The 15,991-nt window shown below is 68.0% G+C and carries 18 protein-coding genes; 14 read left to right on the forward strand and 4 right to left on the reverse strand.

What is annotated here, in order from left to right; genetic code table 11:
* Window positions 1–7: 7 nt before the first annotated feature.
* Complete coding sequence (locus ACPCUW_RS11285; protein ID WP_423424651.1) at window positions 8–748, forward strand: 16S rRNA (uracil(1498)-N(3))-methyltransferase; 741 nt, start codon at window positions 8–10, stop codon at window positions 746–748.
* A 46-nt stretch (window positions 749–794) separates the two neighbouring features.
* Here ACPCUW_RS11285 and ACPCUW_RS11290 read toward each other — a convergent pair whose 3' ends face one another.
* Window positions 795–2,066, reverse strand: a complete 1,272-nt coding sequence (locus ACPCUW_RS11290) for an MFS transporter (RefSeq protein ID WP_423424652.1) — start codon at window positions 2,064–2,066, stop codon at window positions 795–797.
* 101 nt (window positions 2,067–2,167) lie between these two features.
* Between ACPCUW_RS11290 and ACPCUW_RS11295 the strand changes: the two genes are divergently transcribed.
* The 8 genes from ACPCUW_RS11295 to recO all read left to right on the forward strand — a co-directional run bounded on the left by ACPCUW_RS11295 (window position 2,168) and on the right by recO (window position 9,339).
* Window positions 2,168–3,064, forward strand: a complete 897-nt coding sequence (locus tag ACPCUW_RS11295) for a LysR family transcriptional regulator (RefSeq protein WP_104394166.1) — start codon at window positions 2,168–2,170, stop codon at window positions 3,062–3,064.
* A gap of 196 nt (window positions 3,065–3,260) precedes the next feature.
* The gene (locus ACPCUW_RS11300) at window positions 3,261–4,337 is read left to right on the forward strand and encodes a PhoH family protein (RefSeq protein ID WP_063014712.1); all 1,077 of its coding nucleotides are present in this window, start codon (window positions 3,261–3,263) and stop codon (window positions 4,335–4,337) included.
* Between the two features lie 90 nt (window positions 4,338–4,427).
* Entirely contained in the window at window positions 4,428–4,982 is a 555-nt protein-coding gene (gene ybeY, locus ACPCUW_RS11305; protein WP_030512859.1) for an rRNA maturation RNase YbeY, read from the forward strand.
* Window positions 4,983–5,127: 145 nt separating this feature from the next.
* Window positions 5,128–6,486, forward strand: coding sequence for a hemolysin family protein (locus ACPCUW_RS11310; RefSeq protein WP_063025488.1), 1,359 nt, complete (start codon window positions 5,128–5,130; stop codon window positions 6,484–6,486).
* Window positions 6,473–6,853, forward strand: coding sequence for a cytidine deaminase (locus ACPCUW_RS11315; protein WP_423424654.1), 381 nt, complete (start codon window positions 6,473–6,475; stop codon window positions 6,851–6,853). Before ACPCUW_RS11310 ends, ACPCUW_RS11315 begins: the two co-directional genes overlap by 14 nt.
* Window positions 6,850–7,770 (forward strand): GTPase Era, encoded by a 921-nt coding sequence (gene era, locus ACPCUW_RS11320; RefSeq protein ID WP_064902709.1) that lies wholly within the window; start codon window positions 6,850–6,852, stop codon window positions 7,768–7,770. Before ACPCUW_RS11315 ends, era begins: the two co-directional genes overlap by 4 nt.
* A 232-nt stretch (window positions 7,771–8,002) precedes the next feature.
* Complete coding sequence (locus ACPCUW_RS11325; protein ID WP_143859879.1) at window positions 8,003–8,416, forward strand: hypothetical protein; 414 nt, start codon at window positions 8,003–8,005, stop codon at window positions 8,414–8,416.
* Between the two features lie 149 nt (window positions 8,417–8,565).
* On the forward strand, window positions 8,566–9,339 hold the full coding sequence (gene recO, locus ACPCUW_RS11330; RefSeq protein WP_063014617.1) for a DNA repair protein RecO: 774 nt from the start codon (window positions 8,566–8,568) through the stop codon (window positions 9,337–9,339).
* A 9-nt stretch (window positions 9,340–9,348) separates the two neighbouring features.
* Here the strand turns inward: recO and ACPCUW_RS11335 are convergent, their stop codons facing one another.
* Entirely contained in the window at window positions 9,349–10,224 is an 876-nt protein-coding gene (locus ACPCUW_RS11335; protein WP_290049206.1) for an LLM class F420-dependent oxidoreductase, read from the reverse strand.
* A gap of 157 nt (window positions 10,225–10,381) precedes the next feature.
* Between ACPCUW_RS11335 and ACPCUW_RS11340 the strand changes: the two genes are divergently transcribed.
* The 3 genes from ACPCUW_RS11340 to ACPCUW_RS11350 are packed head-to-tail and all read left to right on the forward strand — an operon-like array spanning window position 10,382 to window position 12,447.
* Complete coding sequence (locus tag ACPCUW_RS11340; protein ID WP_064908032.1) at window positions 10,382–11,200, forward strand: SAM-dependent methyltransferase; 819 nt, start codon at window positions 10,382–10,384, stop codon at window positions 11,198–11,200.
* 51 nt (window positions 11,201–11,251) lie between these two features.
* A complete protein-coding gene (locus tag ACPCUW_RS11345) occupies window positions 11,252–12,040 on the forward strand; it encodes an isoprenyl transferase (protein WP_423424657.1) in 789 nt (262 codons plus the stop codon).
* An 8-nt stretch (window positions 12,041–12,048) separates the two neighbouring features.
* Window positions 12,049–12,447 (forward strand): hypothetical protein, encoded by a 399-nt coding sequence (locus tag ACPCUW_RS11350; protein ID WP_082857032.1) that lies wholly within the window; start codon window positions 12,049–12,051, stop codon window positions 12,445–12,447.
* 17 nt (window positions 12,448–12,464) lie between these two features.
* On the opposite strand, the gene ACPCUW_RS11355 is transcribed toward ACPCUW_RS11350, so the two are convergent.
* Both ACPCUW_RS11355 and ACPCUW_RS11360 read right to left on the reverse strand, forming a co-directional pair.
* Window positions 12,465–12,896 carry a Fur family transcriptional regulator gene (locus ACPCUW_RS11355; RefSeq protein ID WP_104364756.1) on the reverse strand — a complete coding sequence of 144 codons (432 nt, stop codon included), beginning with the start codon at window positions 12,894–12,896 and terminating at the stop codon, window positions 12,465–12,467.
* Entirely contained in the window at window positions 12,893–13,288 is a 396-nt protein-coding gene (locus tag ACPCUW_RS11360) for an ArsR/SmtB family transcription factor (RefSeq protein WP_227462942.1), read from the reverse strand. Before ACPCUW_RS11360 ends, ACPCUW_RS11355 begins: the two co-directional genes overlap by 4 nt.
* A gap of 157 nt (window positions 13,289–13,445) precedes the next feature.
* Between ACPCUW_RS11360 and ACPCUW_RS11365 the strand changes: the two genes are divergently transcribed.
* Window positions 13,446–14,837, forward strand: a complete 1,392-nt coding sequence (locus tag ACPCUW_RS11365) for a glycine--tRNA ligase (protein WP_423424658.1) — start codon at window positions 13,446–13,448, stop codon at window positions 14,835–14,837.
* Window positions 14,838–15,034: 197 nt separating this feature from the next.
* Entirely contained in the window at window positions 15,035–15,955 is a 921-nt protein-coding gene (locus ACPCUW_RS11370; RefSeq protein WP_423424660.1) for an NADP-dependent oxidoreductase, read from the forward strand.
* The last annotated feature ends 36 nt before the right edge of the window (window positions 15,956–15,991 follow it).

The raw sequence follows: 15,991 nt of genomic DNA on the forward strand, positions 1-15,991 counted from the left end.
AAACGCCGTGGCCGCAACGGTTTTCTATCTCGACGAGATACCGCCGGTCGGCGCGGTCGCGGTGCTCGACGGTCCCGAGGGCCGGCACGCCGCGACCGTGCGCCGCATCCGGGTCGGCGAGCCGATCACGCTCTCCGACGGTGCGGGACTGCTCGCCGAATCCGAGGTCGTGGCCACCGGGCGGGATCGCCTGGATCTGAAGGTGCTCGACCGCCTGGTCGCCCCGTCCGTGTCGCCGGCGGTGACGGTCGTGCAGGCATTGCCCAAATCGGATCGTTCCGAACTCGCGGTCGAATTGATGACCGAGGCGGGCGCCGACGCGATCGTCCCGTGGCAGGCCGCCCGGTGTGTCGCGAACTGGGAAGCCAAGGCGCGCAAGGGCGTCGACAAGTGGCGTGCGGCGGCCCGGACGGCGGCCCGGCAGTCGCGGCGGGCCTACATCCCCGAGGTCGCCGATCTGCATCGCACCGCGGATGTGGCCGAGCTGGTCCGGAAAACCGTCGCGGACAACGGCATAGCGATCGCGCTGCACGAATCCGCGACGGCGCGATTCGCCGAGCTGGCGTTCCCGCGGACCGCGCCGATCGTGCTGATCGTGGGCCCCGAAGGCGGTCTGGACGACTCGGAATTGGATGCGCTCACCGCGGCGGGTGCCACCGTCGCGCTCCTGGGGCCGACGGTGTTGCGCACCTCCACCGCCGCGGCGGTCGCGCTCGGTGCGCTGGGGGCTTTGACTCCGCGCTGGTAGGTCCCGGATCCGGCCGGCGTCCGCGCTCCACGGTGCGGCGCGGTCGTCAGGCGGGGCCAGAAGTTCCGATCTCGGACGGGCCGGCGGTGGGCCGGGACCGGAAGCTCTCGGCTCGCAACCGCAATCCGAGGCACGCCACCAGACCCGCCGCCACGACGATCAGCACTCCCACGTACAGCGCCAATCCGGCCCACCCGTGCCAGCTGTAGGCCAGCCCGGCCAACGCGCCGACGATCGAACTGCCGACGTAATAGGCGAACAGGTACAGCGAGGACGCGGCCGCGCGATTACCCGTCGCCGTGGCGCCGACCCACGCGCTGGCCACGGCGTGCGCGCCGAAGAAGCCCGCGGTGAACAACAGCAGACCCGGCAACAGGATCGCCAGATGATCCGGAATGGTCAGCAGCAGGCCGATACTCATCGTCGCGAGAGAGATCGCCACCACCGGGAAACGTCCGAGCCGATCGGCGAACCGGCCCGCGGCGGTCGACGAGACCGTGCCCGACAGATACATCAGGAAGACCGCACCCGCGGTGGCCGCGGACAAACCGAACGGCGACTGGATGAGCCGGTAGCCGAGGAAGTTGTACACCGAGACGAATCCGCCCATCAGCAGGAAGGCCAACCCGAACAGCGGCAGCAGCGCGCGGTTGCGCAGATGCGTGGCGAGGTCGCCGAGCAGCGCGCCGACGCCGAGGGGCCGCGCGACGAAGTATCGGGAGGGTGGCAGCATCCGCACGAACCACACCGTGCACAGCGCGGCGCCCACCGCGAAAATCGCTGCGCCCCAACGCCAGGACGCCACCTCCAAGGTGAAGGCGGGAATCAGCCGGCCGGCCAGGCCGCCGATGGTGGTGCCCGAGACGTAGATGCCCATCGCGGTGCCCAATCCGGCCGAACCGATCTCCTCGGCGAGATATGCCATCGCGACCGCGGGCACGCCGGCCACGGCGATGCCCTGCACGGCCCGCCCCGCCAGCATCAGGTCCAGATTCGGGCTGAAGGGCAACAGCAGACCGATGACGCTGGTCGCCACCGCGGACGCGATCATCACCCGGGTGCGGCCGTACCGCCCCGACAGCACGCTCACCGGCACGATCGCCACCGCCAGCAGACCCGTCGTCAGCGATACCGCCAGTGCGGCGTGCGCGGGCGTGGCGCCGAAGGCCGTCGACAGGCTCGGCAGCAGCGCCTGCGCGCTGTACATCGACCCGAAGGTGGTGAGGCCGGCCGCGAACAGCGCGAGGGTGATCCGCCGCTCGCGCCGCGCCTCCTCGGCCGTCCGGACGGGAGCGGTGGTCACGGTCGCGCTGGTCATGCCTCCACCGTGGCTCCACACAGCTGGAAAAGGAAATGCATAATGATCGGTAAGTTGATGCAATTGAGGCATTAGTTGAGCTGAGCGCGGGGAGCCTGCCGATGGCGAGTGACGATTTGCACTGGTTTCTGACCCTCGCCGAACTCGAACGCGTGGGTGCGGCGGCCGATCGGCTGCATCTGGCCCAGCCCACGCTGTCGCGCATGCTCGCCCGGCTGGAACAGCGACTCGGCACGCAGTTGTTCGATCGGCACGGTAAGCGGCTGACGCTCAACGAATCCGGGCGCATCTTCTACGAACACGCCCGCCGCGCCCAGGCCGAACTGGACGCCGCGAGCCGGGCGCTCGCGGATCTGGCGAATCCGGCCCGGGGGTCGGTGCGGCTGGCGTTCGTCCATTCCTTCGGCGGGCGGGTCGTGCCGGAGCTGATCGCCGGCTTCCGGCGCGTGTCGGGGCGGATCACGTTCCGGCTCGATCAGGGACCTGCCAACGTGGTGGCCGCCGAGGTGCTCGACGGTACGGCGGATCTCGGTCTGACCTCGCCCGAACCGGCGCTGCCCGGGCTGGGCTGGCGCACGCTGTTCCGGCAGCGCCTCGCCCTCGGGGTTCCGGTCGATCATCGCTTGGCGGGCCGGCGGCAGATTCGGCTGGCGGAGGCCGCGGAGGCCGAATTCATCGCCATGCCCACCGGCTACGGGATGCGCAGAATTCTCGACGAGCTCTGTGCCGCAGCGGATTTCCGGCCACGGATCGCGCTGGAGTCCAGTGATCTGGTGACCGTGTCGGGTCTGGTGGCGGCGGGGCTCGGAGTGGCGCTGCTGCCGTTGGAGGAGCCCGCGGTGCGGGGGCCGCAGCCCGGGCCGGTGCTGGTTCCGCTGTCGGATCCGGGTGCCGCCCGCGCGGTCGGATTGATCTGGTCGGCGGACGCGGTGCCGGGCGATGCGGTGCGCACCTTTCGCGAGTTCGCCGTCGAATGGTCGCGCGGGAGCGGGCGGTGAACGAACGGGGACGACCGCTCATCTTCCGGGTGAGCGGCCTCTGAGCTGGGGCTGGAGATCAAATAAGTGGGCGGTGTCGGTGCCGCGCGATAGACTTTGAGGAAAGGAGAGGATCCGTTCGAGACCGGAAAGCAGGCCATAGCCCCTTTTGCGAACATCAGGCGATATCGGCGACCCGACAACACCCACGACCGGCATCGGAGCCGGCGCCCCCGGCAATGGTAACGGTTCGGGTCCAGCGGCCCGGACGGTGCGGTCCAGCATCGAACTGGCCCCGGAGTCCGTATTCGGATTCCTCGGTTCCGCCGATGCGAACCTGCGTGAACTCGAAGGTCTGCTCGATGCCGACATCCACGTGCGCGGGAATTCGGTCACCCTCACCGGTAAGGCCGCCGACGTGGCGCTGGCCGAGCGGGTGGTCGAGCAGCTCGTAGCGTTGACCGCGCACAATCGCGTCGTCACCCCGGAAGCGGTCCGGCATACGGTGTCCATGCTGACCGAGGGATCCTCCGATTCCCCGGCCGAGGTGCTGAGTCTGGACATCATCGCCCGGCGCGGCAAGACCATCCGCCCGAAGACGCTGAACCAGAAGCGCTATGTCGACGCCATCGACGAGCACACGATCGTCTTCGGCATCGGCCCGGCCGGTACCGGTAAGACCTATCTGGCGGTCGCCAAGGCCGTGCAGGCGCTGCAGAGCAAGCAGGTCACCCGCATCATCCTCACCCGTCCGGCGGTGGAGGCAGGAGAGCGGCTGGGATTTCTGCCGGGCACGCTGAACGAGAAGATCGACCCGTATCTGCGTCCGCTCTACGACGCCCTGCACGACATGATGGACCCCGAGGCGATTCCGAAGCTGATGGCGTCCGGAGTGATCGAGGTCGCGCCGCTGGCGTATATGCGCGGACGCAGTCTCAACGACTCGTTCATCATCCTGGACGAGGCGCAGAACACCACGCCGGAACAGATGAAGATGTTCCTGACCCGGCTCGGTTTCGGCTCGAAGATCGTCGTCACCGGCGACGTCACCCAGGTCGACCTGCCGGGTGGCACCCGATCCGGGCTGCGGGTGGTCAGCGACATCCTCACCGATATCGACGACATCCATTTCGCGGAGCTCACCTCCAGCGACGTGGTGCGCCACCGGCTGGTCTCGGACATCGTCGACGCCTACGACCGCTACGAGTCCGACGCCCGGCCGCAGGTGGCGCGGCACTACCCGGGCGGCAACCGAGCCCAGCGCCGCGCGGCGGACAAGGCGGCTCGCCGCTGAGTTGCCCGAGCGGCTCGCCGCTGAGTTGCCTGAGCGGCTCGCCGCTGGTGTGGTGGTGAGGCCGTGCGCGGCCCCCATTAGGCTGGCAGGGTGAGTATCGAGATCGCCAACGAGTCGGGCATCGACGTATCGGAACCGGATCTGGTCAGCGTCGCGCGGTTCGCGATCGAGCGGATGGACGTGCATCCGGCGGCCGAATTGTCGATGGTGCTCGTCGATCTCGACACCATGGCCGACCTGCACATGCGGTGGATGGACCTGCCGGGTCCCACCGACGTGATGTCGTTCCCGATGGATGAACTCGAACCCGGTGGCCGTCCCGACGGCGCCGAACCGGGCCCCTCGATGCTCGGCGACATCGTGCTCTGCCCGGAATTCGCCGCCGCCCAGGCCGGTAAGGCCGGCCATTCCCTCGACCACGAACTGGCGCTGCTCACCGTCCACGGGGTGCTGCATCTGCTCGGCTACGACCACGCCGAGCCGGAAGAGGAGAAGGTGATGTTCGGCCTGCAGAACCGCCTGCTCGCCGAATGGTACGAAAGCCTGCGCGAGGCCGCCCGCCGCGCCGAACTGGCCGAACGCGACCGCCGCCTGCTGGGGAAGACCGGTTTCACAGCCCCGGGCGACCCCCTGGACCCCGCATGAGCGGTCAGGGCCGGAGGCGGCAGCGCAGCGTCACCACGCAGGCCCGAGCTCATGCGGCGGTTGAACACAGCATGAGCGGTCAGGGCCGGAGGCGGCAGCGCAGCGTCACCACGCAGGCCCGAGCTCATGCGGCCGAGGGCAGAGCGTGAACTGGCTGATCCCACTGTTGCTGGCGATTCTGCTGGTGCCGGTCGGCGGTGTCTTCGCGGCGATCGATTCCGCGTTGATGACCGTTTCGCCGGCGCGGGTCGACGATCTGGTCCGCGCCGACCGTCCGGGCGCCCGCCGGCTGGCCCGGATCACGATCGACCGGCCGCGCTATGTGAACCTCATGGTGTTGCTGCGGCTGACCTGTGAGATCGCGGCGACGGTCCTGCTGGCCGCCGCGCTGAGCGAGGTGCTCAGCTGGGGGTGGGCGCTGGCCGTGACCGCGGTGATCATGGTCGTCGTCGACTATGTCGTCATCGGTGTCGGCCCGCGCACCCTGGGCCGCCAGCACGCGTATTCGATCTCGCTGGCGGCCGCGCTGCCGCTGCAGGCGATCGGGGCGCTGCTCGGACCGGTGAGCCGGTTGCTGATCATGATCGGTAACGCCATCACCCCCGGTCGCGGATTTCGCAACGGCCCCTTCGCTTCCGAAGTGGAACTGCGTGAAATCGTCGATATGGCGCAGCAGAGCGGTGTGGTCGACTCCGAGGAACGCCGCATGATCCAGTCGGTGTTCGAACTCGGCGACACCGCGGCCCGCGCGGTGATGGTGCCGCGCACCGAGATGGTGTGGATCGAGGCGGACAAGGCGGTGGCGCAGGCGATGTCGCTGGCCGTGCGGTCCGGGCACTCGCGCATTCCCGTGATCGGTGAGAACGTCGACGACATCCTCGGCGTGGTCTATCTGAAAGATCTTGTGCCGTATGCGGATCGGGGCCGCAGCGTGCAGGTGCGGGCGGTGATGCGGCCGGCCGTGTTCGTGCCCGATTCGAAACCGCTCGACGCCTTGCTCGACGAGATGCAGCGTCGCCGTAACCATATGGCGCTGCTGGTCGACGAATACGGCGGAATCGCCGGGCTGGTCACCATCGAGGATGTGCTCGAGGAGATCGTCGGTGAGATCGCCGACGAATACGACACCGACGAGATCGCGCCGGTGGAGGAGTTGGGCGAGGGCGTCTACCGCGTCTCCACCCGGCTGCCGGTCGAGGATCTGGGCGAGCTGTTCGGCCTGGAGATCGAGGAGGAGGACGTCGACACCGTCGGCGGCATGCTGGCCCACACGCTGGGCCGGGTGCCGCTGCCGGGATCGGAGGTCGTCGTGCACGGGCTGCTGCTGCAGGGGGAGGGCGGCGCCGATACCCGCGGCCGGGTGCGGGTGCACACCGTCGTCGCGCGCCGCGCGGAGGAACCGGACGAAATGTCGGGCGCGCTCGCGGATGCTGTGCGCGGCGACCGTCAGGGGCGGGAAGAGACGTCGAGATACGAGAACGGAGATGGCGATGACCGAGGGTGAAACCGCCGATGTGAACACCGCCGATTTGAACGCCGAGGACGGCAAACTGCTGGTGCTGGCGCGCGGTGCGATGGGACGCACCGGCGGGGTGGCGGGCGCGGCGGTCCGCGATACCGACGGCCGCACCTACGCCGCGGGCACGGTGGAGCTGAACGCGCTGTCGCTGTCCGCGCTGCAGGCGGCGGTCGCGGCCGCGATCTCCAGCGGTGCGGAGGGGTTCGAGGCGGCGGTGCTGGTCGGTGGTCAGGATTCCGATCCGGGGGTGGCCGCGGTGCGTGAGGTGAGCGCGTCGGCGGTCGTCATCGTCACCGATCGCAAGGGCGCCGGCTACCGCACCGTCGCCGCCGGAACCGAGTCGGCGCGATGAGCGTCCAGCAGCCCGGCGAGGGCGAATTCCGTTCCGGCTTCGTATGTTTCGTGGGCCGGCCCAACACCGGCAAATCCACGCTCACCAACGCCGTGGTCGGCCAGAAGATCGCGATCACGTCTTCGCGGCCGCAGACCACCCGCCACACCATCCGCGGCATCGTCCACCGCGACCACGCCCAGCTGATCCTGGTCGACACTCCCGGACTGCACCGGCCGCGCACCCTGCTGGGGCAGCGCCTCAACGATCTGGTGCGCGACACCTACTCCGAGGTCGACGTGATCGCGCTGTGCATTCCGGCCGACGAGAAGATCGGCCCGGGTGACCGCTGGATCGTCCAGCAGGTCAAGCAGATGGCGCCGAAGACGACGCTGCTCGGCGTGGTCACCAAGATCGACAAGGTGGACAAGCCGCAGGTCGCCGAGCAACTGCTCGCGGTCTCGCAACTGCTGGGCCCCGAGGCCGAGGTGGTTCCGGTGTCGGCGGCCAAGGGTGAGCAGGTCGAACTGCTCGTCGATGTGATCGCCTCCAAGATGCCGGAGGGCCCGGCGTTCTACCCCGACGGGGAGCTGACCGACGAGCCCGAGGAAACCCTGATGGCCGAACTCATTCGCGAGGCGGCGCTGGAGGGTGTGCGCGACGAACTGCCGCATTCGCTGGCGGTGGTGATCGAGGAGATCATGCCGCGCGAGGAACACGAGGACATGCTCGACGTGCATGCCCTGCTGTACGTGGAGCGGCCGAGTCAGAAGGCGATCATCATCGGCAAGCGCGGCGCCCGGCTCAAAGAGGTCGGCACCGCGGCGCGCAAGCAGATCGAGCACATCCTGGGCACCCGGATCTATCTGCATCTGCACGTGAAGGTCGCCAAGGACTGGCAGCGCGACCCCAAACAGCTGCGCAAGCTGGGATTCTGATCGTCGTTCCCACGAGGGATCGGTCCGACCGGTGCGGCTCCGATCGATGACGTCGTCATCTGTGATCTCCGTCTCGGGGGCGCGCGCGAAACCCGGCGCGAAGCTGGTCACCCGTCCATATCGGAGTCCCAGGTCGGCCGTAGTCGAATTGTAATGTGCGATTCCGGTATTTCCGCAGGAGCGGGCGAACTGTGTGCGCACGCACATTGTGAGACGGGCCTACGATCCTGGCGTGAAGTGGATGTCCCGGGCGTTCGGCTCGAAAGAGCTGCCGCCACAAGTGCGTTCGGATCTGGAATCGGAAGGGATCGTCGTATTCGGCCCGGTGAGTGGATCGCTGGCCAGACGTAATTATCGGACGCCACTGCACTACGGTTCCTCCAGTTGGGAGAACATCGTCGGCGGAACCATCGGGATGAGCAGAAAACGCCTCGTCATCTGGGGAAATCAGGAGGCGTTGGTCGACGTCTGGCTGGGTCACCCCGCCGTCACCATGGAACTGCAGGGGCCCGAGCGCATGCTCGTCGAGGCCGACCGCGGCGCGATCGACCCGATCCGCACCGGCTGGACCACGTTGATGCTGCGCACAATTCACGCGCCTCGCATCGCGCAGCTGTATGCCGAGGGACTGCCGCGCAGCGTGTAGAGGCCGCGCAGACCTGGTGTACCCGAGCGGGACGGATGCCCGGCGAATCGGTGGCCGGCTACATTCGGCCGGGGCGGGAACGTATCGCCCGATCGGGTCGAGTGGCGTGGGGGCGCGGCCACGTCGGGGTGGCGTGGGAGACTGTGAACGTGTTGTTGTATCGGGACCAGGCGATTGTGCTGCGCCAGCACAAACTGGGTGAGGCCGATCGCATCGTCACGCTGCTCACCCGTCAGCACGGGCTGGTCCGGGCGGTGGCGAAGGGTGTGCGCCGCACCCGGTCGAAGTTCGGCGCCCGGCTGGAACCGTTCGCCTATATCGACGTGCAGCTGTATCCCGGACGCAACCTCGACACCGTGACGCAGGTGCATACCGTGGAGGCGTTCGCCGCCGATATCGTCGCCGACTACGGTCGCTACACCACCGCCTGCGCGGTGCTGGAAACCGCCGAACGCCTCGCCGGCGAGGAGCGCGCCCCCGCGCCCCGCCTGCACACCCTGACCGCCGGCGCCCTGCGCGCGATCGCCGCCGGCCGGCGCCCGCACGAACTGATTCTCGACGCATTCCTGTTGCGCGCCATGGGTTTCGCGGGCTGGGCGCCCGCCCTCGACGAATGTGCCCGGTGCGCGACCCCCGGCCCGCACCGCGCCTTCCACGTGGCCGCCGGGGGAGCGGTCTGCGTCCACTGCCGCCCGCCCGGCTCGGCCACGCCCTCGGTCGGGGTCCTGGAATTGATGAGTGCGCTCAATCGCGGGGACTGGACCGGACTCGACGCGGTCGCCGAGTCCGTCCGCCGCCAGGCCAGCGGGCTCACCGCCGCCCATCTGCAGTGGCATCTGGAACGGCAGCTGCGGACCTTGCCGTTGATCGAGCGCTCTCGTCCGCACGAAGCGGCGGAGCCGCCGGCCTCGCGGGTGGGATAACCCGGCCGCCTACCCGAGGTCGGCCAGCTGCGGGACCGCCGGCGCCATGCCCTCGATCCATGCCGCCGGCGAGCTCGTGGTCGGGGTGATCAGCACCGCGTCGATGCCCACTTTCGCGTAATCGGCCATGCTGCGGACGAATTCATCGCGAACATCCGGATTCGGGCGCGGATTGTTGGCCATGATCGTGGTGCGGATGGTGTCGAAATCGCGGCCGACATCGTCGCAGTGGCGGCGCAGCACGTCCAGCTTGTGGGCCACATCCTCCGGCGATGTACCGAACAGATTGCAGGCGTCGCCGTACTGTGCGACCAATCGCAGCGTCTTCTTCTCGCCGCCGCCACCGATCAGCACGTTCGGGCGATGGATCGGCTGCGGTGAGCACAGCGTCTCGGCCAGCTGGTAGTACTTGCCCTCGAACGGCCCGTTGTTGTCCGGATCCCACATCTGCGCGCAGATCCGCAGCGTCTCCTCCAGCCGCTCGAACCGTTCGGCCAGCGGCGGGAACTCGACCCCGAGCCCGCGATGCTCCCGCTCGAACCAGGCGGCGCCGATACCCAGCGTGGCCCGGCCGCCCGACAGCACGTCGAGGGTGGTGACGATCTTGGCGAGCAGACCCGGATGCCGATAGGTCACGCCGGTGACCAGCAGCCCGAGGTCGATCGAGCTGGTATGTGCCGCAAGGTATCCCAGCGTGGTGTATCCCTCCAGCATGTTCGCCTCGGCCGGTAGGCCGGTCGGCTCGATCTGGAAGTAGTGATCCATGAACGACAACCAGGTGGCGCCCGCCGCCTCCGCGGCCTGCCCTACTCGCGCCAGCTCACCCGCGATCGCGGGGGTGCCGCCGTCGATATCGAAGATAGGAATGTGAAACCCGAGCTCCATGGAGTTCTCCTCGTCAGTGACTGACTTCCCGAGGGAGAACGCTATGCCCTGGAGCGCACTCCAGGTCAAGAGGTTTCCCGGAATGCGGGCCCTACGTGCGGCTCGGACGAGGTAACTTCACTCGGAGGTCCCACCCAACCTTACGGAGAAAGCTTCGATGTCTCACGAACTGGTCGAGTTCGATACGGAGAAGGCGCATTCGGCGCGGATGTACGACTACTACCTCGGCGGCAAGGACAACTATCCGGCCGATCGCGAGGCCGCGTCGAAGGTGATGGAGGTATTTCCCGAGACCGCGCAGGCGGCACGCGCCAATCGCGAATTCGTCCATCGGGCAGCGCGTTTCGCGGCGCGCAACGGCGTGCGGCAATTCCTCGACATCGGTACCGGAATTCCGACAGAACCGAATCTGCACAACGCCGTGCAGGCGGTCGACCCGCACTGTCGCGTGGTGTACGTCGACCACGACCCGCTGGTGCTGGCGCATGCCCGCGCGCTGATGATCGGCTCGGAGGAGGGACGTACCGAATACATTCCCTCCGATGTGCGCGATCCGGACGTGATCCTCGGCTCCGAGGCATTCCGCGCGGTGATCGATCTGTCTCGGCCGGTGGCGCTCAACCTGGCCGCGATCATGCATTTCGTCACCGACGAGGAGGGCGCCTACGACATCGTGCGCACCTATATGGACGCGTTCGCGCCCGGGTCGTACCTCAGCATCACCCACGCCTCCAGCGATGTGAATCCGGAACGGCTCGCGAAGGTGGCGGCGGTCTACGCCCAGGCCGGAATGAAGGTCGCCCTGCGCAACAAGGCCGAGGTCACCCGCTTCTTCGACGGACTGGAGATCGTCGAGCCCGGCGTGGTTCCGATGCATCGCTGGCAGCCGAATCCGGACTTCTACATCCCGGAGGAGCGGCTCGCGTGGGCCGACGAGGCGTTCGGCATCTGGGCCGCGGTCGGCGTCAAGCGCTGAATTCCCACGGCACCGGTCACGGGCGGCGCGCGGTGATGCAGGATAGGTGGCGTGATCGGTAACCGCTCCCAGACCACCCGCACGATTCGTCCGCCGTCACCGCACCCGTCGGGCGCCACCCCGCCCGCGCTGCCGCTGGAATTCGTGCCCCGGCATGTGGCGCTGGTGATGGACGGCAACGGCCGGTGGGCCCAGGATCGGGGGCTGCCGCGCACCGCCGGGCACGAGCGCGGCGAGGCGGTGCTGATGGACACCGTCGAGGGGTGTATCGAGATCGGCGTGAAATGGCTTTCCGCCTATGCCTTTTCGACCGAGAACTGGCGGCGCAGCCCGGACGAGGTCAAGTTCCTGATGGGCTTCAACCGCGACGTGATCCGGCGCCGCCGCGACGAGATGCACGAGATGGGGGTGCGGGTTCGCTGGGCGGGCCGCCGCCCGCGCCTGTGGCGCAGCGTGATCAAGGAGTTGGAGATCGCCGAGGAGCTCACCAAGGACAACACCGTGATGACGCTGACCATGTGCGTCAACTACGGCGGCCGCGCCGAAATCGCCGACGCGGCACGGGAAATCGCGCGGAAGGTCGCGGCCGGACAGCTGGATCCGGAGAAGATCACCGAATCGACCTTCGCGAAGTATCTCGACGAACCGGATATGCCGGATGTGGATCTGTTCCTGCGGCCATCCGGTGAGCTGCGCAGCTCGAACTTTCTGATCTGGCAGTCCGCCTATGCGGAATTCGTCTTCCAGCACACCCTGTTCCCCGACTTCGACCGCCGCGACCTGTGGGAGGCCTGTGTGGAGTACGCCAAGCGCGATCGCCGGTTCGGTGGCGTGAAGTGAGCAACGATCTGACCGTCGCCCGGGAATTGCAGGCCCAAGCCGCCGCCTGCCTGCGGAAATGCGATGTCGCCGTGCGGGAGGAGGACGGCGGCGCCCTCGGCTTCGAATTCGAGGGCGCGCTGTGCTCGCTGCGCGGTGTCACACTGGCGCCCGGCCTGGACGTTCTCACGCTGACCTGCGTCCTCGCCTGGGATCGTCCCTTGAAGCCGCAACTGCACAAGCGGGTAGCCGATCGCAACAACGCGCTGCAGTTCGGCTCGCTGACCATCATCGCCCACGAAAAACTGGCCGACGTGCTGCTGCGCTACACCTTCCCCGCGGCGGGCCTCGACGACGACGCGCTGGCGACGATGCTGCTGCTGGTCCTCTCCGGCGCGGGCCGCGCCCGCCAGGGCCTGGTGCCCTGACCGGCGGGGCGACCGGATCAGCGCCCGATGTGGGCGCAGTCGCGGCAGGTGCCGAACACCTCCATGGTGTGGCTGATGTCGGTGAAGCCGTGCTCGCCCGCGATGGCCGCGGCCCAGGCCTCCACGGTGGGACCCTCCACCTCGACGGTGCGTCCGCACTGGCGGCAGACCAGGTGGTGATGGTGGCCCTTGGAGCACTGCCGGTACACGGATTCGCCTGTGTCCGTGCGCAATACGTCGACCTTGCCGGCGTCGGCGAGCGACTGCAGCGTGCGATACACGGTGGTCAGGCCGATGCCCTCCCCGCGGCGGCGTAGTTCGTCGTGCAGCTCCTGGGCCGAACGGAATTCCTCGATATCGCCCAGCAGGGCGGTGATCGCACTGCGCTGGCGGGTGCTGCGAATTCCGACAGTCTTCTCGGCGGTGCCCGTCTTCTCCGGCACGGTCATCCTTCCTCGGCGTGTGCGACGGCGTCGACGACGATGCGTGCCAGATGGTCGTCGACCAGTTCGTAGATCACCTCACGGCCGGTGCGTTCACCGCGCACCACGCCCGCGGACTTCAGAATGCGCAGATGCTGGCTGACCAGGGGCTGTGTGACGCCCAGCGTGTCGACCAGCTCGTGCACACAGCGCGGCGATTCCCGCAGCTGCAGCACGATCGCGATCCGCACCGGCGCGGCCAGCGCGCGCAGCAGTTCACCCGCGTTGTCGAGGGTGGTGCGGGCGGGGACCGCGGGGGCGGTCGGGGCGCGATAGGGATACGGGTCGTGCGGGATCGGCGCGGGCGCCTCGACGGCGACGCGGCTTCGACGCGCGGGGACACCGCTGTCGGCGGTCATCGAACCAACTCCTTATTGGAAACCGATGCCATTATTGATATGCATAAGTGCGCATGTCAAGGAGGCGGGCCGTCGATACTGCTTCGCGGTGCGCCCGGGGGTGTCGCTAGGCTGGGGCGAATCGTTCCACCCATCATCCAGAGGGAGAGCTCGTACCGTGGCACCCAAGTCGAAGATCGACACCGTCGCGAACCTCGCCAAGCGTCGTGGCTTGGTATACCCCAGCGGCGAGATCTACGGAGGGACCCGGTCGGCGTGGGATTACGGCCCGCTGGGCGTGGAGCTCAAGGAGAACATCAAGAAGCAGTGGTGGCGGTCCATGGTCACCAGCCGCGACGATGTGGTCGGCCTGGACTCCGCGATCATCCTGCCGCGGCCGGTGTGGGTGGCCTCCGGACACGTCAGCGTCTTCAACGACCCGCTGGTCGAATGCCTGAACTGCCACAAGCGGCACCGGCAGGACCATCTGCAGGAGGCGTACGCCGAGAAGCACAAGATCGACGATCCGGACTCGGTGTCCATGGATCTGGTCGGCTGCCCGGACTGCGGCACGGTCGGCAAGTGGACCGAACCGCGCGATTTCAACATGATGCTCAAGACCTACCTCGGGCCGATCGAGTCCGAGGAGGGCCTGCACTACCTGCGCCCGGAGACCGCGCAGGGCATCTTCGTGAATTTCGCGAACGTGATGACCACCGCGCGCAAGAAGCCGCCGTTCGGTATCGCGCAGATCGGCAAGAGCTTCCGCAACGAGATCACCCCCGGCAACTTCATCTTCCGCACCCGCGAATTCGAGCAGATGGAGATGGAATTCTTCGTCAAGCCGGGTGAGGACGAGCAGTGGCACCAGTACTGGATCGACACCCGGTTGGCCTGGTACACCGACCTCGGCATCGACCCGGAGAATCTGCGGCTCTACGAGCACCCGAAGGAGAAGCTCTCGCACTATTCGACCCGCACGGTCGATATCGAGTACCGCTTCCACTTCCAGGGCAGCGAATGGGGTGAGCTCGAGGGTGTCGCCAACCGCACCGACTTCGACCTGTCGACCCACTCCAAGCATTCCGGCACCGATCTGAGCTACTTCGACCAGAACACCAACGAGCGCTACACGCCGTACGTGATCGAACCGGCGGCCGGCCTGACCCGCTCGCTGATGGCCTTCCTGATCGACGCCTACACCGAGGACGAGGCGCCGAATGCCAAGGGCGTCATGGAGAAGCGGACCGTGCTGCGCCTGGATCGCCGGCTCGCGCCGGTGAAGGCCGCCGTACTTCCGTTGTCGCGCAACGCCGATCTGTCGCCGAAGGCGAAAGACCTTGCCGCGCAACTGCGGAAGAACTGGAACGTCGACTTCGACGACGCCGGTGCGATCGGCCGCCGCTACCGCCGCCAGGACGAGATCGGCACCCCGTTCTGCATCACCGTCGACTTCGACACGCTCGAGGATCAGGCGGTCACCGTGCGCGAGCGGGACTCGATGACACAGGAGCGGATCGCGCTCGACCAGGTGGAGGGTTACCTGGCCCAGCGCCTGCTCGGCGCCTGAGTTCACCGCGCCCGGGTATACCGAATTCGGACATAACCGAAGACCCGGGCGTCATCGGGGCTGATCGCGCGCAAAAGTGGGAGCGGCGGAAATAACGCGGTGGTCCGAGTCGTTCCGGGCACTGAGAATCCGGGATTCGGCGGGCCGAGTGCGGTCCGGCCGGGCCCGGCCCACCGGTGCGACGAAAGGTCCTGATCATGGCGCAGGCGGTCAAGTTCGATCGTTACGGCGATATCGATGTACTCGAGGTTCGTGAGGTGCCGGATCCGCAGCCCGGACCCGGCCAGGTCGCGGTCGAGGTGGTGGCCGCGGGCATCAATCCGGGCGAGGCCAAGATCCGCAACGGCTCGCTGCACGAGCTGTGGCCGGCCACTTTTCCCGAGGGGGAGGGCACCGATTTCGCCGGGCGCATCGTCGCGCTCGGCGACGGGGTGAGCGGGATCGCCGTCGGCGACGAGGTGCTCGGATTCAGCGACAAGCGGTCCAGCCACGCCACCCGGGTGGTGGTGCCGGCCCAGCAGGTCACCCCCAAGCCGGTGGGCCTGTCGTGGGAGGTGGCCGGATCGCTGTACGTCGCGGGCACCACCGCCTTCGCCGCCGTGCGGGCCGTGAGTCCGGAGGCCGGCGACACCATCGCGGTGTCCGGCGCGGCCGGTGGAGTCGGATCCATTGTGGTGCAACTGCTTCGGGCCCGCGAGGTGACGGTGATCGGCATCGCCGGGCCGGACAACCAGGACTATCTGCGCGAGCTGGGGGCGGTCGCGGTGGAATACGGTGACGGTCTCGCCGAGCGCATCCGGGAGGCGGCGCCGGGCGGTATCGACGCCTTCATCGATACGCACGGCAACGGCTACGTCGAACTCGCCCTCGATCTCGGCGTGAAGCCCGAGCGCATCGATACGATCATCGATTTCGCCGCCGTGGAGAAGTACGGCGTCAAGGCGGAGGGCAATGCGGCCGCCGACACCATCGACGTGCTCGCCCAACTGGCCGAACTGGCCGCCGCGGGGACCGTCCGGATTCCGATCGCCGCCACCTATCCGCTCGGCGAGGTGCGCGCGGCGTTCACCGAACTCGAGCGCGGCCACACCCGGGGCAAGATCGTCCTGCTGCCATGACATCTGTCATGGCACAGTCGTGACGCTCGGGCCAGG

This window comes from Nocardia sp. AB354 (assembly GCF_049538315.1).
GTDB classification, from domain to species: Bacteria; Actinomycetota; Actinomycetes; order Mycobacteriales; family Mycobacteriaceae; genus Nocardia; species Nocardia nova.

Coding starts and splice junctions, on each gene's coding strand:
- ACPCUW_RS11340 (WP_064908032.1), top strand. CDS start 10,382: ATGTCTCACGAACTGGTCGAGTTCGATACGGAGAAGGCGCATTCGGCG.
- ACPCUW_RS11370 (WP_423424660.1), top strand. CDS start 15,035: ATGGCGCAGGCGGTCAAGTTCGATCGTTACGGCGATATCGATGTACTC.
- ACPCUW_RS11355 (WP_104364756.1), bottom strand. CDS start 12,896: ATGACCGTGCCGGAGAAGACGGGCACCGCCGAGAAGACTGTCGGAATT.
- ACPCUW_RS11360 (WP_227462942.1), bottom strand. CDS start 13,288: ATGACCGCCGACAGCGGTGTCCCCGCGCGTCGAAGCCGCGTCGCCGTC.
- ACPCUW_RS11315 (WP_423424654.1), top strand. CDS start 6,473: ATGACCGAGGGTGAAACCGCCGATGTGAACACCGCCGATTTGAACGCC.
- ACPCUW_RS11290 (WP_423424652.1), bottom strand. CDS start 2,066: ATGACCAGCGCGACCGTGACCACCGCTCCCGTCCGGACGGCCGAGGAG.
- era (WP_064902709.1), top strand. CDS start 6,850: ATGAGCGTCCAGCAGCCCGGCGAGGGCGAATTCCGTTCCGGCTTCGTA.
- ACPCUW_RS11335 (WP_290049206.1), bottom strand. CDS start 10,224: ATGGAGCTCGGGTTTCACATTCCTATCTTCGATATCGACGGCGGCACC.
- ACPCUW_RS11295 (WP_104394166.1), top strand. CDS start 2,168: ATGGCGAGTGACGATTTGCACTGGTTTCTGACCCTCGCCGAACTCGAA.